At 39.8% G+C, this 23,521-nt stretch carries 22 protein-coding genes; 6 read left to right on the forward strand and 16 right to left on the reverse strand.

Going from position 1 to position 23,521, the window contains the following annotated elements; translation table 11 throughout:
- Positions 1-48 precede the first annotated feature (48 nt).
- Together H5180_RS13865 and H5180_RS13870 are read left to right on the forward strand one after the other, a co-directional pair.
- Positions 49-402, forward strand: a complete 354-nt coding sequence (locus tag H5180_RS13865) for a VanZ family protein (protein WP_145235143.1) — start codon at positions 49-51, stop codon at positions 400-402.
- A complete protein-coding gene (locus tag H5180_RS13870; protein WP_145235140.1) occupies positions 395-1,297 on the forward strand; it encodes a ketopantoate reductase family protein in 903 nt (300 codons plus the stop codon). Before H5180_RS13865 ends, H5180_RS13870 begins: the two co-directional genes overlap by 8 nt.
- A gap of 29 nt (positions 1,298-1,326) precedes the next feature.
- Here H5180_RS13870 and thiI read toward each other — a convergent pair whose 3' ends face one another.
- Both thiI and H5180_RS13880 read right to left on the reverse strand, forming a co-directional pair.
- On the reverse strand, positions 1,327-2,784 hold the full coding sequence (gene thiI / locus H5180_RS13875) for a tRNA uracil 4-sulfurtransferase ThiI (RefSeq protein ID WP_182758412.1): 1,458 nt from the start codon (positions 2,782-2,784) through the stop codon (positions 1,327-1,329).
- A 104-nt stretch (positions 2,785-2,888) separates the two neighbouring features.
- Positions 2,889-3,539, reverse strand: a complete 651-nt coding sequence (locus H5180_RS13880) for a TetR/AcrR family transcriptional regulator (RefSeq protein ID WP_145235136.1) — start codon at positions 3,537-3,539, stop codon at positions 2,889-2,891.
- Positions 3,540-3,789: 250 nt separating this feature from the next.
- Between H5180_RS13880 and coaD the strand changes: the two genes are divergently transcribed.
- Entirely contained in the window at positions 3,790-4,272 is a 483-nt protein-coding gene (coaD, locus tag H5180_RS13885) for a pantetheine-phosphate adenylyltransferase (RefSeq protein WP_145235133.1), read from the forward strand.
- Positions 4,269-5,663: a capsule assembly Wzi family protein gene (locus H5180_RS13890; protein ID WP_182758413.1), complete on the forward strand. Its 1,395-nt coding sequence runs from the start codon at positions 4,269-4,271 to the stop codon at positions 5,661-5,663. Before coaD ends, H5180_RS13890 begins: the two co-directional genes overlap by 4 nt.
- 29 nt (positions 5,664-5,692) lie before the next feature.
- Here H5180_RS13890 and H5180_RS13895 read toward each other — a convergent pair whose 3' ends face one another.
- The 8 genes from H5180_RS13895 to argC form a co-directional block, all read right to left on the reverse strand.
- Positions 5,693-6,235, reverse strand: coding sequence for a hypothetical protein (locus H5180_RS13895; RefSeq protein WP_182758414.1), 543 nt, complete (start codon positions 6,233-6,235; stop codon positions 5,693-5,695).
- A gap of 514 nt (positions 6,236-6,749) precedes the next feature.
- Entirely contained in the window at positions 6,750-7,283 is a 534-nt protein-coding gene (locus H5180_RS13900; protein WP_182758415.1) for a hypothetical protein, read from the reverse strand.
- A 7-nt stretch (positions 7,284-7,290) separates the two neighbouring features.
- Complete coding sequence (locus tag H5180_RS13905; RefSeq protein WP_182758427.1) at positions 7,291-7,497, reverse strand: hypothetical protein; 207 nt, start codon at positions 7,495-7,497, stop codon at positions 7,291-7,293.
- Between the two features lie 274 nt (positions 7,498-7,771).
- Entirely contained in the window at positions 7,772-9,637 is a 1,866-nt protein-coding gene (gene argH / locus H5180_RS13910; RefSeq protein WP_182731755.1) for an argininosuccinate lyase, read from the reverse strand.
- 57 nt (positions 9,638-9,694) lie between these two features.
- Entirely contained in the window at positions 9,695-10,897 is a 1,203-nt protein-coding gene (locus tag H5180_RS13915; protein WP_182731754.1) for an argininosuccinate synthase, read from the reverse strand.
- Positions 10,898-10,907: 10 nt separating this feature from the next.
- The gene (locus H5180_RS13920) at positions 10,908-11,828 is read right to left on the reverse strand and encodes an ornithine carbamoyltransferase (RefSeq protein WP_145235120.1); all 921 of its coding nucleotides are present in this window, start codon (positions 11,826-11,828) and stop codon (positions 10,908-10,910) included.
- A 7-nt stretch (positions 11,829-11,835) separates the two neighbouring features.
- Complete coding sequence (argB, locus tag H5180_RS13925; protein WP_145235118.1) at positions 11,836-12,597, reverse strand: acetylglutamate kinase; 762 nt, start codon at positions 12,595-12,597, stop codon at positions 11,836-11,838.
- A gap of 6 nt (positions 12,598-12,603) precedes the next feature.
- Complete coding sequence (gene argC / locus H5180_RS13930) at positions 12,604-13,608, reverse strand: N-acetyl-gamma-glutamyl-phosphate reductase (protein ID WP_182758416.1); 1,005 nt, start codon at positions 13,606-13,608, stop codon at positions 12,604-12,606.
- Positions 13,609-13,822: 214 nt separating this feature from the next.
- On the opposite strand from argC, the gene argE reads away from it, so the two are divergent.
- Complete coding sequence (gene argE, locus H5180_RS13935; protein WP_182758417.1) at positions 13,823-14,971, forward strand: acetylornithine deacetylase; 1,149 nt, start codon at positions 13,823-13,825, stop codon at positions 14,969-14,971.
- Between the two features lie 60 nt (positions 14,972-15,031).
- Here the strand turns inward: argE and panP are convergent, their stop codons facing one another.
- Positions 15,032-16,660, reverse strand: a complete 1,629-nt coding sequence (panP, locus tag H5180_RS13940; protein WP_145235112.1) for a pyridoxal-dependent aspartate 1-decarboxylase PanP — start codon at positions 16,658-16,660, stop codon at positions 15,032-15,034.
- Positions 16,661-16,933: 273 nt separating this feature from the next.
- Between panP and H5180_RS13945 the strand changes: the two genes are divergently transcribed.
- Positions 16,934-18,817, forward strand: coding sequence for a bifunctional diguanylate cyclase/phosphodiesterase (locus tag H5180_RS13945; protein WP_145235110.1), 1,884 nt, complete (start codon positions 16,934-16,936; stop codon positions 18,815-18,817).
- 55 nt (positions 18,818-18,872) lie between these two features.
- Here H5180_RS13945 and H5180_RS13950 read toward each other — a convergent pair whose 3' ends face one another.
- The 5 genes from H5180_RS13950 to mpl are packed head-to-tail and all read right to left on the reverse strand — an operon-like array spanning position 18,873 to position 23,241.
- Positions 18,873-19,553, reverse strand: a complete 681-nt coding sequence (locus tag H5180_RS13950) for a tRNA (guanosine(46)-N(7))-methyltransferase TrmB (RefSeq protein WP_145235108.1) — start codon at positions 19,551-19,553, stop codon at positions 18,873-18,875.
- Entirely contained in the window at positions 19,553-20,320 is a 768-nt protein-coding gene (locus tag H5180_RS13955) for an ABC transporter permease (protein WP_145235106.1), read from the reverse strand. The genes H5180_RS13950 and H5180_RS13955 overlap by 1 nt, the downstream gene beginning before the upstream one ends.
- On the reverse strand, positions 20,321-21,253 hold the full coding sequence (locus H5180_RS13960; RefSeq protein WP_145235104.1) for an ABC transporter ATP-binding protein: 933 nt from the start codon (positions 21,251-21,253) through the stop codon (positions 20,321-20,323).
- Positions 21,250-21,873 (reverse strand): flavin prenyltransferase UbiX, encoded by a 624-nt coding sequence (locus H5180_RS13965; protein WP_145235103.1) that lies wholly within the window; start codon positions 21,871-21,873, stop codon positions 21,250-21,252. Before H5180_RS13965 ends, H5180_RS13960 begins: the two co-directional genes overlap by 4 nt.
- Before the next feature lie 12 nt (positions 21,874-21,885).
- Positions 21,886-23,241: a UDP-N-acetylmuramate:L-alanyl-gamma-D-glutamyl-meso-diaminopimelate ligase gene (gene mpl, locus H5180_RS13970; protein ID WP_145235101.1), complete on the reverse strand. Its 1,356-nt coding sequence runs from the start codon at positions 23,239-23,241 to the stop codon at positions 21,886-21,888.
- Positions 23,242-23,521 lie beyond the last annotated feature (280 nt).

Raw genomic sequence — 23,521 nt, forward strand, 5'->3', positions numbered from 1 at the left:
TTTGTTTGATATACTGCGGTTCTATTTTTAAACGATTTAGGATTTTTCGTGACTCGGCGTGTTTATCAAACTCTATTTTTAATCAGTATTCTGGTATTTACCTTTTTGTTTGCCCGCGATTTTAGGGGCGTTGGGGTATCGTCACTGCCTCATCTAGATAAGTTAGTGCATTTTATTATTTTCTTTGTTCTGGCAGCCGTCATGGTCAGAGCGTTCAAGCTACCTGTATTCGTTCACCTCGTGTTATTAGCATTTTATGGCATCGCTATTGAGCTAATGCAAAGCACAATCCCTTATCGTAGCGCATCTGTTGCTGATGTTGTTGCTGACTTTTCTGGGGCTGCTAGTTTCTTTTTGTTGTTCGGTATTTATTCTCGTTTTAAAAAGAATCAAAATGGCTAATATATTCGTCGTTGGCGATGGTGCCATTGGGCTGCTCTATAGCCATTATTTGAGTCAACAGCACAGGGTTACCCTACTTACCAAGCATGCTATTGACGAACCTCGTTTTTATCAACAAGCAAACGCGCCAAAACAAGCAATTAATTGCCAACTGACAAACCTGACTCAATTATCTGAGCACGGCCAAGTCGATGTTGTTATTTTTACTGTTAAAGCATATCAAGTTGCCACCGCATTTAGGCAACTAAAGCCTTTTTTAAGCGCTCAATGCCAATTGATTTTATCTCACAATGGCATGGGTAATGTAGATGAAATAAATAGCGAACTTACAAAACAACAAGGACTATATTTTTTAACAACACGTTTAGCGGGCTACAAAGATGCACCTTTTAGTGTGTTGCATACTGGTATCGGGAGCAGCATTTTAGGTGATTGTAACCAGCAAGCAAAAACACAACTCGCTGAAGTTAAAAATCTACTAAACGCTATTCCTGAATTAACAACCACAAATAATATACAACAATTACGCTTTGAAAAATTACTCGTTAATATTGCTATTAATCCACTCAGTGCGCTGCACAATGTGAAAAATGGCGCACTGACTGCACCACAGTTTAGTGGCATAATTTTAAATATCTTAAACGAAGCGTGTACCGTAGCAAATAAACTAGGTATTAATGTGCGACTTGCTGAAGCATTAGCGAACGCCTATCAAGTGATGAGTGATACCAAAAACAATTACTCATCAATGCATCAAGATGTCGCCCATAATCGCATCACAGAAATTGACGCGATGTGCGGTTATATTTGCCAAAAAGGTAATCAACTAGGTATTAATACCCCTCACAATCAATCTTTACTCGATGCTATCAGACATAAAAAAAGCGCGATTTAACTCGCGCTTGTTATTAATAACTATCAACCTTACGGGCGATAAACTTTAACATTGGCAAAGCCATTTTCATGTAAAATAAGCGCCTGTAGCTGACTCATTACACCTTTAGTGCAATATAAGTAGTAGTCTTTGTCTTGCGGTAGGTCTGCAAATTTGGTCGCTAAGCGGAAAAATGGCAAATGCACAACTTCTATCCCATCAATTTCAAGCGGTGCTGCATCTTCTTCTTCCGGCGAGCGAATATCAACAACAACTGCATCAGCTGGTAAATCAGAAACTGACTCTGCCTCTTTTAGCTCTTGTTTAGCTTCGACGTCAATGTCACGAATATCCATAATACGTGCGTTTTCAATAACAGTATTGAGCACATCAAAATCAAACTTTTGCTCTTCAGCTTCTACTACGGCAATTTTAGCTTTAACTGTAGGCTTTTTAGAAATCACACCACAGTATTCCGGCATAGTTTCGGCCATTTCTGCGGTGCCGATTTTACGAGCGATGTTTATAATTTCTTGTTTGTCGTGTTGGATCAGCGGGCGTAATATAAGCGTTTCGGTAACACGGTCAATCACACTTAAGTTGGCTAATGTTTGACTTGAAACTTGGCCTAGACTCTCACCGGTAACAAGCGCTTGAATCCCCATTTTTTCAGCTATTTGGCTGCCTGCACGCATCATCATACGTTTGAGAACTACACCCATTTGACTGTTTTCAACATTTTCTAAAATTTCGGCAACAACGGGCTCAAAGTCAACACTGATAAATTTAACTTTATGGGTTGAGCTAAACTGCTTCCAGATATAGTAGCTGGCTTGTTTAACTCCAATCTCGTGCGCTGCACCACCTAAATTGAAGAACAAAAAGTGCGTACGAGCGCCTTTACGGATCATTTGATAACTAGCAACGCCCGAGTCAAATCCACCTGACATTAACGACAAGACATCTTCTTGCGTTGGTAATGGGAAACCGGCCATACCATGATGAGTGTGCGTTACTACGTAAGCTTTATCATCTTTAATTTCAAGGCGAATAGTTACTTCAGGATTTTTCAGTCTTACGCTGGCGCCATCGACGTGTTGATTTAACCCACCACCCACATAACGCTCTACATCGGTAGAAGTAAAATCATGCTTACCTTGGCGTTTACAACGCACACAGAATGTTTTGCCAACAACAGTGTGACCAACCATATCTAGCGCTTTTTCGTAAATATCGTGCAGGTTTTCGTAGTTAGTTTCGGTCACTTCAATAAACTGCACGATACCTGGGATCCGTTGTAAGCCATCGATAAAATCAATACGCATTTGCGCGTCATCTAATTTAGTTACGACGGATATATTGTCCCAGTTATTTTGTACTTGTACTTTTTCGTCAAGCTTGCGTAATACAATTTTAATGTTGTTCTCTAACAACTTAGTAAAACGTTTTCGCACAGAACGGCTTTTAATGGCTATTTCAGGATGGAGTTTGACGATAAATTTAAGCATAGTTTACTCGTTAGACAATATTTAGGATTCACGCACCCACGTGTTGGGCGCGGGATTATAACAAAAAATCTAACGTCTAGGAAATAAACAACCGCTGCGTTTAATTAAACGGCACCTGCCTGTGCCGCTAATTTACTGTATTTTTCGCGTAACAAGTTAATTTTTGGGATGCTTTGCTCTGTACCAAATGCTTTAAAAAGTGCTAACACTTTTAAGATACCATTATAAATATCTTGCTGAATTAACTCACCGCTTAACCGTCTAGCTTTAATGTAAGGAGTCCAAAAACTGACAGTAATTTTTAGCATGTGAGCAAGCTCAACAGCATCTTCATCGTCAATTGCGATCATACCAACTTCACGCAGGCCAATTACAATTTCGCGCACTTGGCTTAACAAAGCTGCTTGGAACTCAATATAGTCTTTTTTCAGTACTTCGTCGCGAGATAAAATATCACCCAAATTGTCATAGAAAAAATGAAAACGCCACATCAACTCAAACAAAGCATCAAGATACCCAGTTAAGTGTGTCAGTGCTTCATCCTGCTTTTCCATTGGCACAAACTGAGTGTGCAAATGCTTACTATATAATGCAAAAATATGGCGAATAATGTCTTCTTTATTTTTAAAGTGATAATAAAGATTACCGGGACTGATGCCCATGTGAGAAGCGATATGATTGGTTGTTATCGCGCGCTCGCCATGTTGGTTAAATAGCATTATGCTAGTTGTAATTATTTTATCCTTGGTACTCATATCCTGCGACTCTGATTATTTTTATTAGAGTAAATGACCATAATTCACTCAGTATTATTAGCCGCGCAGTATATACAAATATAATCCAATAAAATACTACCTTGAAAATTTCTAATCCATAATTCGTAGTTATTGTTTCTTATTGAAATAAACTCATTTACAAATGAAAATATGCAGTCGCAATTTGCAGGCTGATCTGGACAACAAAGACTGTTAATATAACCCTCAAAATAACACTAAGATGATATTTATGAAAGTCACCGCAATTTACCCTGGTACCTTTGATCCATTAACCAATGGACACACAGATCTGATCCAGCGGGCAGCTAAAATGTTTGATACTGTAATTGTTGCAGTTGCTCACAACCCTAGTAAAAAACCCTGCTTTAGCCTTGATGAGCGGGTAGCAATTGCCAATAGTTTACTCACTCATTTAGATAACGTCAGTGTTATTGGCTTTTCTGGATTATTAGCTGATTTAGCACGCGATCATAGTGCGAATGTGTTGATCCGCGGTATTCGTGCTGTGTCTGACTTTGATTATGAGTTTCAGCTTGCCAATATGAATCGTCGTTTAAATCCTGATTTAGAGAGTGTTTTTTTAACCCCAGCTGAAAAAAACTCATTTATCTCTTCAACCCTCGTTAAAGAAGTCGCCCGTCATAAAGGCGATGTCAGTGAGTTTGTACACCCTATTGTAGTAAAAGCATTGCAGGAAAAGTTACACGGATGAAGTTAAATATCTATTTAAGCGCCTTAATTGCCATTGCTACACCGGCGTTTGCAACACCTTGGATTGAAAGTGACGACCCTTTATTACGCGCTTCAATTGAAATGCTCTTTAACCAAGGTGTGATTAAACAACCGATCAATAGTTATCCCCTAATGTGGCAAGGTATTGCCAGAGATTTAAGTACAATTGAAAGCAGCAGTTTATCAACACAGAGTCAATTTGCTTATCAACACGTAAAACATGCCTTAAATAGAGCTAAACAAGGCAGTAGCTCTGGTGTCAGGCTTAACTACAATAGTGAGCCAGCTTTGCAACAAAGCTTTGGTAAGCGCGATCAACAAAAAAGTGGTATAAATAGCTATGGCTCTATCACTGGCGACCGTGTTAGCGCCAAAGTCAGTGTTAATTACGCTGATGAGGCACTAGATGATGAATACACAAATTATCACGGCAGTTATTTAGCAGTATTAATCGGCGGCTGGTCTGTCAGTGCAGAGCAAGTAAGCCATTGGTGGGGACCCAGTAACGATAACGCACTACTGCTATCAAATAATGCAGCACCAATGAAAGGGCTACGGATAAACCGCGCTAACACCCAATATGTAGGTCCAAGCTGGCTCTCCTTTATTGGTAATTGGCAGTTAACCGGGATTTACGCAAAACAAAAACCACATTTAAGTAATGGTGAAAAAGGTGACTACTGGGCTATGCGCTTTGCCAGCACACCACTACCAGGACTTGAGGTTGCATTTAGTACCGCAAGCTCTGATTATTTAACCAATACAGAAGTAAATCCTAATACGCTGGAAGTAATAACAACTAAGCAACGCTTAACAAGCTTAGATGCCAAATACTCAACCACTATAGCAGAGCAACCGATTGCATTTTACACCGAGATAATGGGAAAAAATGACAGTGGCTTAGCGCCAAGTGATGCTTTTTATACAATTGGCGTTGAGAGTTTTTTTGGTGATCAAAAACAGTTATTAAAAACCTATTTTGAATATTCAAATACCCAACAAGATTGTACGGCCCAACTTAGCTGTAATGAGGCTAATGAAAGCTTTACGAACTATGCCCAAGCCTATAATCATAAAGACCGCTTAATTGGCTCTGCAACACCACAGCAAAGTAAATCAGCAGTATTAGGTGCGCATTATCATACTATGAACGGTTATGGCGGCTATGCGAAGTTACGTTGGTTTAAAACTGACATCACCGACTTGACTCAAGTCGCTGAAACGTTTGAACGCTTACAATTAGAGCTTGGTTATCAGCAGGCTATTTTTAGTGGTTTATGGAAGATCAGCGGCTCAGTGTATAAAGACGAACTTGCTAACGAGTCTGATACCAACAGCGCATTAAAAACCAGCTGGGAATATCGGTTTTAAGTACGTTTTCGCAATGAATGAAATAAAATTCAAACAAGGTCAGATGATTTATTTGACCTTGCCAGCCACTGATAAATACGAACAAACCCTAAAAAGTCTTTATTGCAAAATAAAGCAATAATCATTATCACATCCATCACATTAACCGTGACAGAATAAACTTTCCAAAACCACCAAGGTTCAAATAGATTAATCATGTTGACATCTACATGCATACCAATGAATAACAGCATATTGACTGTTAAGCCTATAATGACATAGAGCTTGGCTGGATAGCGTTTTATAGACTTATTCTTGGCTATTAGCAGAATTACAACTAAGATAAATAAATCAGACAGAGCCCAAATTAAGTAGCTCTTATAGCTATACATCATATCAACCCCAAGTGATAAATTGAGTAAAGGGTCAGAAACAAGATAAGATAAAAAAATAGCTAATGACATCCACATAACAGAAGGATCACTACTTGGAGCTGATGATTTTTTAACAACATTGTATAGAAACGCCATCATAAAGCCCCACATAATGAGTGAAGCTAAATAAGCACTAAAATACTGTTCAATCATGTCCACAATGTGTAATCACTCCACCAGTAAAATGAACTCCACATACTCACTTTATATTAAGCCTTTTTAAGAGTAAAAAATCCTTCTCAGCAAACAGAGCAAATATCATTAATAAGTCAATTATATTAACTCCGAACGAATAAACAGTCCACAACTACCATGATTCAAGGTTTTGCAAAATGTAAATTATTATAATAAGTTACAAGCTCAGAAGAGAGTTAAGCACATAGCCAAGTAAAATATAACGCGGTGAATCGCTGTCTTTTAAAATATATAAACCATACAAACATTACAGCGATGGTGAGTAAGTCATAGATAAGCCAATTTAGGTAATTTGAATAGGAAAAACGTTATAAATCACTAACCATGTAGGAAAAGGCCATCAGAAAAGGAAGCTGAACAATTGCTTTGCCAGGATTATTAAGTCAAGAAACAAGGTTGAATAGGAAGGCGATTAAAAATCCCCACTCGATAAACACACCGATATAAGTGCCGATCGTGTAGTTAATAAACATAAACGCTAAACAAGATGCTTTTGCTGTTGTCCTTTAAATAAAGCTTTAATTCCATTTTTAAGCTTAATCAACCCTAAAATGTCACGATCAACAATCAGAGCTACTATCATTGTAAAATCAACAATATTTACACCAAAGGAATATATATCCCAGAGAAACCAATAGGTTGAATTATTATTTACTTGTATATCAAGATATAATGCTGTATGTAAAAAAATATTTACTAATAACCCAAACACCAAATAGAAAAATGAAGGTGTTGTTTTTTTCATAATGAGATAACAAATACCTAGACAAAATAGTGTGGCAAGATCGTATAAACTCCAGTGTAAATAGGTACTAGCTGTAGAAGATAACCAAGTAAAGAAATGGTCTCCTGCCATATAGGAAACCATAAGAACAAATGAGCTCAAAAGAAGAGTAGTCCTACGTTTTATATCAATTAAATAAATAAATATATTGAAAAAAAACGCCATAAGAAAACCCCAAGCACTTAATGCTGATAGGGAAAAAAAGCCAAACTGCTCTGTCAAAAACATTCGATACCTATTTAGGCCTTCTATCTGGTGGAAGAATCACGCCACCACCACGTTGAATTTCAGCACCACCAGCTGCGGCTAATGCTTCTTGAGATATAGACACTGTATCAGATTGTAGGGTTTTATTACTAGCGCTTTGTTCAAGTGCTGGCTTTGATTGTTGCATATTATTATATGCTTGCATTTGTAATTGGCTGTTAGCTGTAACTTGCATAAGATTAATCCTTTCAATAAATGTTGAATAAAATGACTTATTAAATAAGCCACTGTTTTTAACGCTCTGATAACTGCTTGGCGCTTTTAAAGATGAACTCACGCTGAGCCATCTTACACCTAAGTAATAAGCAATTACTGATCCAACATTTAAAAAAACGATCTTTTTTGATCTTTTATTTGCTACAGCTAACCAATACAACAGGTCATACCAGATGTAGCAAAACATAAAAAAACGCACAGGGATAACCGTACGCTTTTTATATCCAGGGATTTTAAGCCACGTTTTTACACGGGATCTCCGTACTCGTACTTAGCTTTAAAATAAATTCCATTGCGACTTCGTCACAATTGTCTCTGCGTAAACACAGTTCACAATCTTTCATTACCTTTTCCGGTAAGCTGTCTTTAGTACAGAATGTGAAACCTTGTTTCTCAAAGAAATCAGGTACTCGCGTCAAAACAATGATGCGATTGAGTGCCAATTTTTTGGCTTTAACTAATAAATGTTCAACTAACTGACGACCTTGCCCAGTAATGCCTGTTTCAGGATCTATCCCTAGTGAACGAATTTCAGCAAGACCAGTATCATAAATATACAATGATGCGCAGCCCGCGACTTCTCCAGCAACTTCGGTAACTGCAAACTCATTGATTGAATGTACCATGTCGCTTTTAGCACGCGGTAAGTTTTCACCTACCGTAGCCCAGTGCTGGATCAATTTAGCAATTGACTCTACATCGTCAAGATTAGCGTCACGAACTGTTATTTGCTGTTTTTTTTTGGCATCTTTAACTGCAACTGTAACTTGCTCTAAAGATGTACCACCAAGTGCTTGGCGCGCTTTTATACATGCGTCTATCTCTAGTACAGCATATACGTCCTGTGCAAAAATACTATGCACCGATTGGAATTGTTCTAAACTTAAATCTTCTAAGTTATTCCCTTGTGCGATAGCCATTTGTACCAACACACCAACAATATGATGACCTTCCCTAAAAGGGATCCCTTTGGCGACTAAATAGTCAGCAAGCTCTGTCGCATTTGAATGCCCGCCCTTAGCAGCGGCTAAAGTACGATCGCCATTTACTTTTATACCTTTGATACACGCTTGCGCCATATGAATACAAGCTAGCCACGTTGGCATGGCATCAAATAAGCCTTCTTTATCTTCTTGCATATCTTTATTATAGGCAAGTGGCAGTGCTTTTAACGTCATCATCATGGCACTAAAGGCACCAAATACACGCCCTGTTTTGCCGCGAATAAGCTCTAGCGCATCGGGGTTCTTCTTTTGTGGCATCAATGATGAGCCTGAAGTAACATTATCTGCTAACTCAATGAAACCCGCTTCACCCGAATTATAAAATATCAAATCTTCTGACATACGCGATAAATGGATCATAGAGATTGATGCACAGCTTAATAGCTCAACCACAAAGTCACGATCTGATACGGCATCTAAACTATTTTTAGTCGCAGCGGTAAAACCTAACCCCACGGCAAGTGCTTGCCGATCAATTGGGTACGCAGTACCGGCAAGTGCCCCACTGCCCAAAGGGCAAAAATTCATTCGCGCTTTAGCATCTGCTAAACGGCTTTCATCACGTTCGATCATTTCCACGTAAGCCATACACCAATGACTAAACAACAATGGCTGAGCACGTTGTAAATGGGTATAACCAGGTAAGATAGTGCCCAGCTCACGTTCAGCTAAAGCGATAAACTCACATTTTAACTGACCAAGCGCCGTAAGTATGTGAGCGGCGGTATCACGACACCATAAGCGAAAGTCAGTAGCGACCTGATCGTTACGACTACGTCCGGTATGTAATTTTTTAGCTAAGTCACCCACTTTTTCGATCAATGCAGCTTCAACATGTGAGTGAATATCTTCAGCTCCTGACGTTGCCACAGCTTGTGGATCAGCTTTTACTTCGTCGAGTAATTCATATAATGCAGCGACTAACTTTTTGTGTTCGTCACTACTTAATACGTCAACCTGCTTAAGGGCACCTGCCCACGCTACAGAGCCAACTATATCTTGCTCTGCGAGTTGATAATCGAAGGGAAGTGAGTCGTTAAATTGTTTAAACGCCTCATCTGGACCCGTAGAAAAACGTCCGCCCCATAATGCCATGAAATCTCTCCAAACCCTGAAATTGCCCCGCCTTATTGTTACGAGGCTGTAGTAAAATTACTTCTTCGCTAGTGCTGAAATTCTGCTTGAAAGCGAGAATAAACGAATAAAGCCTTCAGCATGCGATTGGTCGTAAACATCATCTGCACCAAACGTTGCAAAATCTTCGCTGTATAAGCTATTTGGTGATTTTTTCTGAACCGCAGTTACTTGGCCTTTATAGAGCTTAAGAATAACTTCGCCAGTAGCCACATTTGATAACGCTTCTGCACCCGCTAAGATTGAATCTTTAAGTGGTGTAAACCAACGACCGTCATATACTAAATGTGAAAACTCGCCGCCCAGTACTTCTTTCCATTTGCGGCTTGCTTTATCAAGTACTAACTCATCAATCGCTTGTAATGCCGCCATGATCACTGTGCCACCAGGGGTTTCATAACAACCACGGGATTTCATGCCCACTAAACGGTTTTCAACGATATCAACACGACCAACACCATGTGGGGATGCAATATCATTAAGTTTAACTAGACAATCATACGGTTTAAGCTGCTCGCCATTGACAGCAACAACTTCACCTTCAACCACGTTTAAGGTAACAAATTCAGGCTCATTGGGTGCTTGCTCTGGTGAGCTAGTCCAAGTCCACACTTGCTCACTTGGTTGACACCACGGATCTTCAAGCTCGCCACCTTCGTGAGAAATATGCCACGCGTTTGCATCACGGCTGTAGATTTTAGTTGCCGATGCAGAACATGGAATATTACGCTCTGCCAAGTAGTCAAGTAATGACTCACGGCTTGATAAGTCCCACTCACGCCATGGCGCAATAACTTGAAGATCAGGCGCAAGGGCCGCAAAACAAGATTCAAAGCGCACTTGGTCATTACCTTTACCAGTACAACCATGAGAAAGTGCATCAGCACCTACTTTACGAGCAATCTCAACTTGCGCTTTAGCAATAATAGGACGTGCCATTGACGTACCTAATAAATAAGTACCTTCGTAAATTGAACCGGTTTTTAACGTTGGGTAAATATAATCACTTACCATTTCGTCTTTTAAGTCAACTACATAACATTCAGACGCACCAGATGCGATCGCTTTAGCTTCAACGCCTTCAAGCTCTTCAGCACCTTGACCTACATCGGCTACAAACGCGATAACTTCACAACCGTAGTTTTCTTTTAACCATGGCACGATGGCTGACGTATCTAAACCACCAGAATAGGCTAATACAACTTTTTTAATAGAACTCATTGGTGATACCTTACACAAAATTTGGATTTAATAATGAAACAAGCAATGCGTTTTGCGCATGCATACGGTTTTCTGCTTGTTGTATAATTTTTGACGCCGGACCATCCATTACCTCAGAAGTAATTTCAAATTCACGGTGTGCTGGCTGGCAATGCAGTACAGTGTCAGCCCCAGTCTGTTTAAGCAACGCCGCATTTAATTGATACGGCATGTACTTTTCTTTTACTTGTTCAAGTGGCGTATCATCGCCCATTGATACCCATGTATCGGCATACACTGCGTTAGCGCCTACAGCCGCTTCAACACGATCACTCACCATCACTGATGCACCATTCATTGCGGCAATTTGCTCAGCCTGCTTTAAAATTTGCGAGTCTGGTGAACTGCCTTTAGGGCATACGGCAACAAAATCGGTGCCTAAAGTAGCCGCAAGTAACATCAGTGAATGCGTTACGTTGTTGCCTTCACCTAAATAAGCTAATTTTAGCTGGCTTACATCGCCATATACTTCTTGCAGTGTTAGAAAGTCAGCAAGTGCTTGGCATGGATGATATAAATCGCACAAACTGTTGACCACAGGTACGCTTGAAAATTCAGCAAGTGTGGTTAATGTTTTATGCTGATATACCCGCGCCACAATACCGTCAGCCCAACTGGCAATGTTCAATGCAAAGTCTTTTACTGATTCACGTGCGCCCATGGCGCCATTTTGTGAATCAAGATACACCGCATGTCCACCTAACTTATTAATACCTATATCAAATGATAAACGCGTACGTAAGCTTGGTTTTTCAAATAAAGTAACCACCGATTTGCCAGCCAGTGCTTGACTAAAATCAGCTGGGTTAGCTTTAATTTTTTGCGCTAAGTTAAGTAATTTAAGTGCGCCTTGTTGGTCTAACTCTAGACCCGATAAAAAATGATTAAACATATAAAACCTATGGTGTAATTTTTGTTCCGACGTGCTCACCCGCGAGTAGAGCAATTAAGTTTTCTGGCTTTTGCCAGCTCGAAATGTAAACGCCACGTCGTAAGTGCTGGGCAGCAAGAAGGCTGGTCTTTACTTTGACCTCCATCCCACCCAAAATTACTCCTTCTGCAATTAAAGTATTGATCTGGTTTGTGTCAAGTTGATGTAACGGCTGTTTATTTGCATCAAGTACAGCTTCTACATCAGTCATAAAAATAATTTCCGCATTAAGCTCTTTAGCTATTGCCGCCGCCGCTTCATCAGCGTTTACGTTATACCAAAGGCCATCTTCACCAAAACCGATAGAGCTGACCAGAGGTAAACGACCAAGTTTTAATAACTCCGGTATCACACTTTGCACACCGCCGTCACAATTACCAACTTGACCAAGCGCTTTGAGTTTTTGTGACGAAATAATGCCCGCTTCGTATAAACTAAGCCCGACGGGTTTATGACCTGCGATAATTGCTTGGCTCATTAATTGTTTATTAGCACACCCCGCAAGCGCGCCAACAATATAAGGCATTTGCTCTTTTGGACTGATGCGTAAACCTTGATGTTTCGCACTAGCAAAACCAGCCTCAGTCAACCAATTATCAACTAGTGAACCGCCACCATGAACGATGACAAATTGTGCTTGAGTTTGCGATGCAAGCGCCTCAAATAACGCTTTAGCCGCGTCTTCTGTATTGAGTACTGCACCACCGAGTTTAATGACCCATGTTTGCATTACTAACTACCCTTTTAAACCTGTATTATGGGCAATACCCATGGCTAAATTAATGCACTGCAATGCTTGCCCTGCAGCACCTTTTAATAAGTTATCAATAGCTGCCATCACAATTAGCTGCGTACCTTGCTGCTGCCATGCAATATCAACGTAAGGCTGCTTTGCAACTCCTTTTATTGATGGCATCTTATTACCAAGCAATCTGATCAGTGGCTCATCAGCAAGCACTTGATAAGCTTGTGTAACTTGCTCTGGTGTAACTCCAGGTTTCAATTGCACATAAATAGTTTCTAAAATACCGCGTGGAAAATTACCTAAATGCGGCGTAAATAGCACCTTGTGACCTAAATGCTGCTCAATCTCAGGACTGTGTCTATGATTAAACAATCCATAAGGTGCTAACGACACTTCACAAAAATGCGTGGCTACACTAGCTTTACGCCCCGCACCGGTTACACCCGATACAGCATTAATAATAATGGTTTGCTCGGCTAATAAGCCGGCTTGTTGCAATGGTTTTAACGCATTCAGCGCTGCTGTTGGATAGCAACCAGCCACAGCGACTAACTGCGCCTTGGCGATTGCTTCACTATTCCATTCAGCCAATCCGTAAGCCGCTTCACTTAGTAATTCCGTATGTTGATGCGCAAAACCATAATAGGTTTGATAATCTTCATTACTGCTTAAACGGTAGCCACCCGATAAATCAAATACTTTTTTGCCCATGCTTAAAAAACGTGGCGCTAAGTCAACACTCACTTTATGATCAGTACACAAACATACAAAATCGGCCGACTTTTCAATATCGTTATAAGCGCTATCACTAAGAGGCAATAAAGGAGAATCAAGCAAACCTAAATGCTCAGGATACAAGTCACTTAATAATTTACCCTTATCTAAGCTTTGCTCAGATACATAGCAACCAGCTAAGGTTAATTGCGGGTGTTTTACTACCAAACTTGCTAATTCTGCGCCGCTATAGCCACTTGCGCCAATAATCACTACTTTCATTCGTTACTCTTTTTGGTTTTTTGTTACTACATATATATTCAAATCGGGTTTAACAGTGCATAAAACACTATTTTATGAATGAAATCTGGTTATCGTCGTTTTATATTCATTGCGTCGCTTTAATATATTTATGCTTAAAAAGTGAATTGATATTCATCATAAATACTTTTATATTGTTATGCAATTAGATTGAATACTTATTTTGGATTTTTTTATGTCATTACCGTCTTTTTTATCTATGTATCAGCAATTGATTGCTGCACCTTCAATTAGTGCCATGGATGAGTCATTGTCTATGAGCAATAAAGGGGTGATTGATTTATTAGCTACTTGGTGTACAAGTCTTGGATTTAAATGTGAAATTACTGAGTTGTCGGGCCCTAAAGGTCGTTTTAACTTACTCGCAAAACGTGGCCAGGGAGATGGTGGTTTAATGCTTGCCGGTCATACCGATACAGTCCCATTTGATGATAGTCGTTGGAACTATAATCCGTTTAAATTAAGTGAAGATAACAATAAATTATATGGTTTAGGTAGTATTGATATGAAAGGGTTTTTCGCTTTTGTATTGCAATCAATCAGTGAACTAGATGAGAATATTCAAACACAGCCAATTTTGATTCTAGCTACTGCCGACGAAGAAACCACCATGGCCGGTGCACAGCAAGTTTGTCAGCATAAAAACTTAAAGCCAACTCGGTGTATTATTGGTGAACCTACTGATATGACACCTGTTTTCACACATAAAGGACATATGAGCAGCGCGATTCGCGTAGTCGGTCGTTCCGGACATAGCTCTGATCCTGAACGTGGTTTAAATGCCATTGAAGTGATGCATAAAGTTATTGCAAAACTGTTAACTTTAAAAGAGCAATTAAAGAATAAATATGCAGTTGAGCATTTTGTTATTCCTTACCCTACTTTAAATCTAGGACACATTCATGGTGGCGATAATGCAAATCGCATATGTGGCTGCTGTGAAATGCATATTGATATGCGCCCTTTACCGGGTCTAAGTGTGCAAGAACTGCAAATGATGCTGTTAAAAATAGCTACAGAGATCAATAACCAATATCCAGATTCAGTCAGTGTAATGGATATGCACGAGCCAATCCCCGCATTTACCGGCAGTACTGATTCGGCATTAGTTAAACTGGCAGAAAAAATATCAGGAGAGCAAGCAGTTGCAGTGAACTACTGTACTGAAGCGCCATTTATTCAACAATTGGGTTGTGAAACGATTGTGATGGGACCGGGTTCAATTAATCAGGCTCACCAACCCGATGAATTTTTGGCGATGGAAAAAATTAAACCATCTCAACATATTATCACTGAAATGATCAGAACATCGTGTTTTAGCTAACAAAGAAAGTGCTGCTTGCGTTATCCCCACGCAACCTGGGAATAACGCAACTGTTACTGCTCAGTCCATGTATTTCTTAAGATATTTCTTAAATACAGGATCTGTTTTAGCCAGCTCTTTTTGCTCAGCAAGTATATCTTTTAAAATACTCTCTGATGTCAGCGGATTTGCAAGTACGACTCGAAATACCACTGTAGGTTGATGATCATACTGCGCGGGAGTTAAACGGGTACGGGACACAAATGAACGACCGGCTTCACGTTGGCGTTTTTGCATACTGGCAGTAAAACGATTTAACGAGGCAAAGATATCCAAACGCGTTTGTTCATCTGCTTGAGCTATTTTTTGTTTTATCTGTTTTGGCACATAACGGTATGTCAGTAAACATAACTCAGGTTCTGAGATCAGCTCAAAGTCGTCATCTGCTTTCACTAAATCAGCAAAGTAACGGGCTTTTTCAATTCCTTTATCTATTAAGATTTCGTAGCCTTTACGGCCAATAACGCGTAAGCAAGCATGCACTAACATAGCCATACCAGGACGACTACCTTCAAGTGTGTGGCTGCCTAAATCTTTAGAGCCTTTACGTAAAATATATTCTGCATGATGTTCTATAGCATCCGTAGCTGTAGGATCTTTAAATAGCACTAACCCAGCGCCCATTGGCACATACATTTGTTTATGAGCATCGATGGTAATTGAATCTGCTCGCTCAATACCTTTTAGTAACGAGCGGTATGTACTAGAAAGCAGCGTAGCTCCTCCCCATGCTGCATCTACATGAAAATGGCAGTTAAGTTCAGCGCTTAAATCAGCCATAGCATCGAGAGGATCAATATTACCGGTTTCAGTCGTGCCAGCGACCCCAACAATGGCCATCACTTTTATACCTTGCGCTGCTAGCTCATGGGCTTTGGCGCGCATTGCATCAACATTAACCTTATTGTTATCTGCAGTTTTAATGGCAATAAAGTTATCACGACCAATGCCAAGTAAATCAGCTGATTTTCCTAGCGAGTAATGGCCACGTTCAGAAATAAGTACTGCAAGGCCTTTATATCCATAATGCAACATTGCACTGATCAAACCTTGTGAACCAATCCCTTTAAATTCACCGTCCGCTTTCAGTAAGCGATTACGAGCAATCCACAATGCGGTAATATTGGCGATTGTGCCACCCGAACAAAAAGCACCTAGCGACGTTTTCGCACTGTGCATCCATTTGCTATAAAAACTGTCATCTTGCCCGTATGCCAAATGATGCATCATACCAAGCACTTGGCGCTCAAGTGGAGTAAATGCTTTGGAGGTTTCTATTTTTACTAAGTTTTGATTAAGGCCAACCATCAACTTAGAAAGTGGCAATACAAAATGCGGTAATGCTGACGTCATGTGACCAATAAAGCTTGGCGCAGCGGTATGCACTGAATGAGCGACAAGTTGCTCCATAATATCTTGCGCATAAGCAGATACAAAAGTCGGATCTTCTGGGATCGCTGCCGATTGAAAATCTTTTTCAATCTCATGCAATGGCTTTTCAATTGCCGCTATGTTCTCATTCAAAAAACCTGCTAAATTGCTCGAGATCTCAAGTTCGATTTTACTCAAAGTTGAGTCTGGTGCTTCAGGCACAGTAAATATACGCATCAGAGTTTCTTTAGAGGCGACGGCACAACGCTTTTGATCCATCTTTATACCCAGTGAATGTAGCTTTGTTTAGCTGAAGATCCATATCAATGAACTCCATCGCTAATAACGCCAAAACTACAATGATTCTATGAAATGCGTTAACTTTACTGTAATAGAGTAGAAATGTCTCGTATAAAGCCACAAAAGTAGCCAATTGCATGACAAATTAATGATAAGTTGATTAATATTTATCATTAATTTGGCTAACTATATTTTTATAGGCGATACAGCCTTTTTTTGTATAATAGAAGGGCTAATAAATCAAGGAAGAGCATGATAAATACAAATTTACGGACAAATTGGATAATCGCGGGTTTCATACTGTTTTTTATCAGTTTATTAAGCTACATCTATTACACCTACAACAGCACCCGTAACGATATTATGCACAGCGTCGATACTCGATTACTCAATGCCGCATTAAGTGTCAAGCATATACTTGGTGATGACTATCATCAAAAAATCAATGCAGGCCAATATATATCATCAACCGAATACCAACAAAAAAGTCGGCAACTTTCAGAGTTTGCTAATGCGTTAAATATCGCTTATGTGTACGCCATGATATTAAAAGACGGTAATGTACATTTTAGTGCATCGAGTTACACTCAAAACGATCAAAATACCGGTAGAATCACCCAATTACTCGATCTTTACCCTGAAGCAACTGCCGCTAATATTGGCGCATTTTATTCAACAGAGCCGGTGTTTGAAATATCAAAAGATCAATGGGGACATTTTAAAACAATTTTTGTCCCTTTCGTGGATGCCAATGGAGTCACCTACTTAACAGGGGCCGATATCACCATATACGATCTCAATCAGCGATTAGCGCAAAGTGTATCTAAAGCTGCGGGCATGGCCATTTTTTTCTTTTTTATTGCTCTGTTGGTAGCCGGTATTTATGTGTATTTATTGAAACGTGCAATTTCAACCGATACCAGTAGTGGCTTTGCCAATCATATTGCACTTGAATATTATATTAAAAACTCCCCTAATCATCATCTGCAACTTGCTGTTATTTGGGTAAATGAAGTTGAAGATATAAGCAGTTTTTATGGTACTGAAGTAGGCGACCGCGTTATGAAAAACTTGTTGCAGCACTTCAAAAAGCGCCGCCCTGCGGGTAGTCAGATGTTTCGTCTAACGACCAACAAAATAGTCCTCATCGCTCCTTTGGGTAAAGATAATGCAGGTTTTCTCGAGGTGATCCAAGCCTATAATTGCAGTACCCCATTACTTACCGACCCTTTTATATACATCACCTTGTGCGCAGGCATCGCCAGTGGCAATAAATCAATGTTACTTGAAAATGCCCATATTGCCGCATTACAAGCCAAGCAGGGGCGCCACACTGTGGTCAATTACTCCAGCGCACTGCATGATGTAAAAAACCAATATCAGTATAATGTAGCAATGGCAAAAGAAGTACGTGAAGCATTTGAGAACAACAGAATTGTGCCTTATTTTCAGGCAATTTATGATAATGAAACGAATGCCATTATTCAGTATGAATGTTTGGCTAGAATGATCACCTGCCATGGTGAAATTCTTAAACCAGAATCGTTCTTAGATGTCGTTAATCGCTCTCGCATGGATGGCATGCTCACCCGCACTATGCTCACACAATGCTTTGCACGATTTAGAAAAACCAGTACGTGCTGGAGCATCAATATTACAGCCCAAGATATGCTTGATCCAAGCCTTGCTGAATTTTTGGAAAACGAATTTAAACGCTATCCACTACCGAGTAATATTACCTTAGAACTATTGGAAACCGAAGCTATCGCAAATTTTTCTGAAGTAAAAGCATTTATAACCATGGTTAAAAATCGTGGTATACGGGTAATAATTGATGATTTTGGTACAGGTTATTCGAATATCTCTAATGTACTAAAATTAGAAGTAGATGGTATTAAGCTTGATGGTAGTTTGATCAGACAGATCATTCACGATAAAGACATTTATCTATATGTTGAGCATATTGCCAACTTTGCAAAGCAACTCAACTTACAGCTAATTGCTGAGCATGTAGAGAGTAAACCTATCGCCAACGCGCTTAAAAAAGCAAATGTGACGCTAATGCAAGGCAATTACTTTGCCGAGCCTGTGCCACATATTACTGCAAATAAAAATCAACCGTATCCAATCTCTTAACCTGAACTCAGGTTAAGAGATATACGAAAACATTAACTTATAAAACACTTAATTTTTATTTCGAGCCAGCATTTAAATTAATCACTAAACGGTGACTTTGTTGACCACTTGCCCAATATTTACGTTCAAATGGCGTAACTGCCAAGTCATTTTGATAAAGTTCGACTGTGCAGTCGTGTCCGGTGAGCTTCAGTGCTTGAGCAAACTCTTTAACATAAATATCCCAATTGCTGCGAACTTCTAACAGCCCACCTAATTTAACGATAAATGGAAAAATAGCAGCGCCATGCCAGCGACGTTGAATATGCTTCGCTTTTGGCCACGGATTTGGATACAGCAAATAATGATGTGTGGGTTGCCAATTAGCCGCCACTGCGAGTCGCCAAAAGTCATTTAAATCGGCTTGCACTAAAATGTACTGACCTGAATCGGTTTGTTTATATTCAATATCATGCTTATCCAAACGATGCGATGACTTATCAATTCCTATAACTAACGCATCAGGGTGGCGTTTAGCTAAATTAGCCGTGCTTTCACCTACCCCACAACACGAATCTAAAATAATGGGCCCATTAAAAGCCTGCACTTTTTCATTTACTTGATCAAACGCCGTTTGCGTATGAGCTGCAATGGGTTTTTTAAACTGGGCAGTTAAATGCTTATTAACTATATCATCCAGCTTTTCATGTAAGCCTTGTTGATTCGATACAATACTTCGTGAATTTGCATCACTCATTAGTGTCTTAACCCCACACCTTTTTTAATTAACGTTAAAGCTAATATAAATAAGGCTGTAATAAATAATAACAACACGCCAAATGCGACAGTTAAATCAACATCCGACACGCCTAAGAAACCATACCTAAAGGCATTAACCATATAAATAATTGGATTAACCTGCGATACGCCTTGCCAAAACTCTGGCAATAAAGTGATTGAGTAAAACACACCACCTAGATAGGTCAATGGCGTTAAAATAAAGGTCGGAATTATACTGATATCGTCAAAGCTATTAGCATAAATAGCATTGATCAAACCGCCTAAAGCAAATACCGCAGAAGTTAAAATTACTGTCGCGATGATCACAAAAATATTATGGATTTGAATATCAACAAATAATAACGACACACACGTAACAATTAATCCTACCAGCATGCCACGGGTCATGCCGCCACCCATATAGCCAAGCACAATAATATAATTAGGCACGGGTGCAACTAACAGCTCTTCAATGCTTTTTTGAAACTTGGTTGAATAAAAGCTTGATGCCACATTAGAATACGAATTAGTGATCACCGACATCATGATAAGACCCGGTACAATAAACTCCATATAACTAAAGCCCCCCATATCACCAATACGAGAGCCTATAAGATTACCGAAAATCACAAAGTACAAACTCATAGTGATTGCCGGCGGCACGAGTGTTTGTACCCAGATACGCAAAAATCGAATGCACTCTTTAAACCATAAACTCTTTAAGGCTACGCCATATTTAAACATCTACTTGCCCCGCCCTTGCTCTAGTAAACCTACAAACAACTCTTCTAATCGATTAGCTTTATTACGCATGCTAAGCACGGTATTGCCCTGCTCGGTTAATGCTGTAAATACTGCATTCAAGCCCTGTGATTTGGCTACTTCAACCTCAATAGTATGATCATCAGCCATAGTAAACTTATAACCATCAAGCGTAACGGTAACTGGCTGGACAGGCTGTTTTAAATCAAGAATAAAGGTTTCTTTATCTAGTTTGGCAAGCAGTGCTTTAATGGTGGTGTTTTCAACGATAATGCCGGAATCAATAATCGCGATATTTTTACACAGCAGTTCGGCTTCTTCTAAGTAATGGGTGGTGAGAATAATCGTCACCCCCTGCTCATTAATTTGTCTTAAAAAATCCCACATCGAACGGCGTAATTCAATATCAACACCGGCGGTTGGCTCATCTAAAATTAACAGTTTTGGTTCATGCATTAACGCGCGAGCAATCATTAAACGACGTTTCATACCGCCTGATAGTGTTCGTGCTTGTTTGTCTTTCTTTTCAAGTAAGCCTAATTGCGCTAAATATTTATCCGCTCGTTGATGCGCCACCTTACGGGGAACTCCGTAATAACCCGCTTGATTTACCAGTATTTGCGTCAACGTTTCAAACTGGCTAAAGTTAAACTCTTGTGGCACTAAGCCTAGTTGTGATTTAGCGGCTTCTAAATCTGAATCTATGTTGTGACCAAACACCTCTACTAAGCCTTTGGTTTTATTGACCAATGATGAGATTACCCCAATGGTAGTTGACTTACCCGCGCCATTTGGGCCTAACAAGGCAAAAAAATCACCTTCATATACTTTTAGATCAACGCCTTTAACGGCTTCAACACCATTTTTATATACCTTGGTCAGGCCTTCAATATTCAAAGCCAATGCTTTACTCATGATTTACCCTCCCCATAACCCCAACGTTTAGTTAGTGTGTGTGCAATATTTAAATGATCTAAAATACGTGCAACCATAAAATCAACTAAGTCATTAATAGTTTGCGGTTGATGATAAAACCCTGGTGCAGCTGGCATAATTGTTACCCCGAGCTTTGCGAGCTTTAGCATGTTTTCTAAATGGATTTCACTAAATGGCGTTTCTCGTGGCACTAAAATTAACTGACCACGCTCTTTAATCACGACATCAGCGGCGCGCTCTAATAAATTATCAGAGGCCCCCATCGCTATTGCAGAGACAGAGCCTGCACTACACGGGCACACGACCATTTTTTTCGGCGCTGCAGAGCCAGATGCCACAGGGCTAAACCAGTTATCTTTACCAAATACTTGTAACTGTCCTGGCTGTGCTTTAAATAAGCTACTTAATTGTTCGGTGGCTTTATCTTCATTGGCTGATAATTTAATGTTTGATTCAGTATCTAGCACTACACGCGCCGCGCTTGAGATCAATACATACACGCGAAACTGCTGCGCGAGCAATACTTCAAGTAATCGTAAGCCATATGGCGCGCCTGACGCACCACTAAAGGCCAGCGTTATGGTTTCTTTATATTGCACTGTCGCTCCGGTTTATTGCTGGATAAATTTATGCTGCAAAGCTGTTATCAATGTGTCGTGGAGGCCATTAAAGCCACCATTACTCATGATTAAAATATGTTGCTGCGGTTGCGCTTGGGAGACTACTTGTTCAACGATCTCATCTGTATTACTCAAGCATAACATACCAGCCTGTTTGGCCTGCTCACTTAATGACCAGGTTAAATTATCTGGCTCGAATAAATACACATCATCAGCATCAGCTAATGACGCCAATAACGTATGTTGATGTACACCCATTTTCATAGTGTTTGAGCGCGGCTCTAATATCGCAATAATTTTTTCATTGCCTACTTTTGCACGCAACCCAGCAAGCGTTGTAGTGATAGCTGTTGGGTGATGAGCAAAGTCGTCATACACTTTAATATTGGCAATATCGGCTTTTAGCTCCATCCTACGTTTAGGACTAATAAATTCCCCTAACCCTGCAATGCTATGTTCAATTGCAATCCCGACATGGCGCGCGGCAGCAATAGCCATAATAGCGTTTTTAACATTGTGCTCACCAAACGCTTGCCATTTTACTGAGCCTTGGTATTCATCATTGAGTAACACTGCAAATTCACTGCCATCGGCATTAATCAGCTCATATCCCCAATCAGCGCCCAGTGTTTCACTTTCGCTCCAACAACCTTGGTTAATCACATCTTGCACAGCATCGTCTTGTTGTGGCCAAATAACTTTGCCGCTACTTGGTAGTGTACGCATCAAATGATGAAATTGTTTTTTAATAGCGTTTAAATCTTCAAAAATATCAGCATGATCAAATTCAAGATTGTTTAAAATCAGTGTGCGCGGTAAGTAATGAACAAACTTACTGCGTTTATCAAAAAATGCAGTGTCGTATTCATCAGCTTCAATAACAAAAAAAGGCGTTTCGCCAACCCGTGCCGACAAACCAAAATTTTGCACGATACCACCGATCAAGAATCCTGGCTTTAAACCCGCAAATTCTAAAATCCATGCCAGCATACTTGCAGTGGTGGTTTTACCATGAGTTCCAGCAACCGCCAGTACCCAGGAGTTTTGTAATAAATTATGCTTTAACCATTCAGGGCCGGAAGTATACGCTAAGCCCTTGTCCAATACATATTCAACACATGGGTTACCACGACTCATTGCATTGCCAATAATCACCATATCTGGTGCAGGTTCTAACTGAGAGACATCATAGCCTTGGGTTAATTTAATACCAAGCTCTTCAAGTTGCGTGCTCATTGGCGGATATACGTTTAGATCCGAGCCCGTGACTGTATGGCCTAGCGACTTAGCTATCGCTGCAATACCACCCATAAAGGTGCCGCAAATGCCTAAAATATGAATATGCATATTATTCCTTTGCCGCCACACATAGCTTACGCAGCACTAAAAAATAGATAATAGATGAGGTGCCATAATGCCAAAAATAGCGTTCAGTTACCATTGCCATCTAACACAACACTTGTGCTAAATGACAACGAATAAGTATATAAGTTAAATAGTTCCCTTACTTATGCCTAACCGCTCAAGTATTGCGCGACACTTTTTAAACAAAATTAACTTTAAAGCTCATTTTACAAACAAAATAATTGATAGTTAATTGCAAAATAGTTAATGAGCAAGATAACTC

The sequence above is a fragment of the Pseudoalteromonas sp. SR41-4 genome (assembly GCF_014163985.1).
Classification (GTDB): domain Bacteria; phylum Pseudomonadota; class Gammaproteobacteria; order Enterobacterales; family Alteromonadaceae; genus Pseudoalteromonas; species Pseudoalteromonas rhizosphaerae.

Excerpts from the sequence above, each read along its gene's own strand:
- thiI (WP_182758412.1), bottom strand. The coding sequence starts at position 2,784 with ATGCTTAAATTTATCGTCAAACTCCATCCTGAAATAGCCATTAAAAGC.
- argE (WP_182758417.1), top strand. The coding sequence starts at position 13,823 with ATGTCATTACCGTCTTTTTTATCTATGTATCAGCAATTGATTGCTGCA.
- H5180_RS13920 (WP_145235120.1), bottom strand. The coding sequence starts at position 11,828 with ATGTTTAATCATTTTTTATCGGGTCTAGAGTTAGACCAACAAGGCGCA.
- H5180_RS13890 (WP_182758413.1), top strand. The coding sequence starts at position 4,269 with ATGAAGTTAAATATCTATTTAAGCGCCTTAATTGCCATTGCTACACCG.
- H5180_RS13955 (WP_145235106.1), bottom strand. The coding sequence starts at position 20,320 with ATGTTTAAATATGGCGTAGCCTTAAAGAGTTTATGGTTTAAAGAGTGC.
- mpl (WP_145235101.1), bottom strand. The coding sequence starts at position 23,241 with ATGCATATTCATATTTTAGGCATTTGCGGCACCTTTATGGGTGGTATT.
- H5180_RS13870 (WP_145235140.1), top strand. The coding sequence starts at position 395 with ATGGCTAATATATTCGTCGTTGGCGATGGTGCCATTGGGCTGCTCTAT.
- argC (WP_182758416.1), bottom strand. The coding sequence starts at position 13,608 with ATGAAAGTAGTGATTATTGGCGCAAGTGGCTATAGCGGCGCAGAATTA.
- panP (WP_145235112.1), bottom strand. The coding sequence starts at position 16,660 with ATGGATCAAAAGCGTTGTGCCGTCGCCTCTAAAGAAACTCTGATGCGT.
- H5180_RS13880 (WP_145235136.1), bottom strand. The coding sequence starts at position 3,539 with ATGAGTACCAAGGATAAAATAATTACAACTAGCATAATGCTATTTAAC.
- H5180_RS13900 (WP_182758415.1), bottom strand. The coding sequence starts at position 7,283 with ATGTTTTTGACAGAGCAGTTTGGCTTTTTTTCCCTATCAGCATTAAGT.
- argH (WP_182731755.1), bottom strand. The coding sequence starts at position 9,637 with ATGGCATTATGGGGCGGACGTTTTTCTACGGGTCCAGATGAGGCGTTT.
- argB (WP_145235118.1), bottom strand. The coding sequence starts at position 12,597 with ATGCAAACATGGGTCATTAAACTCGGTGGTGCAGTACTCAATACAGAA.
- H5180_RS13945 (WP_145235110.1), top strand. The coding sequence starts at position 16,934 with ATGATAAATACAAATTTACGGACAAATTGGATAATCGCGGGTTTCATA.
- H5180_RS13950 (WP_145235108.1), bottom strand. The coding sequence starts at position 19,553 with ATGAGTGATGCAAATTCACGAAGTATTGTATCGAATCAACAAGGCTTA.
- H5180_RS13915 (WP_182731754.1), bottom strand. The coding sequence starts at position 10,897 with ATGAGTTCTATTAAAAAAGTTGTATTAGCCTATTCTGGTGGTTTAGAT.
- coaD (WP_145235133.1), top strand. The coding sequence starts at position 3,790 with ATGAAAGTCACCGCAATTTACCCTGGTACCTTTGATCCATTAACCAAT.
- H5180_RS13960 (WP_145235104.1), bottom strand. The coding sequence starts at position 21,253 with ATGAGTAAAGCATTGGCTTTGAATATTGAAGGCCTGACCAAGGTATAT.
- H5180_RS13905 (WP_182758427.1), bottom strand. The coding sequence starts at position 7,497 with ATGCAAGTTACAGCTAACAGCCAATTACAAATGCAAGCATATAATAAT.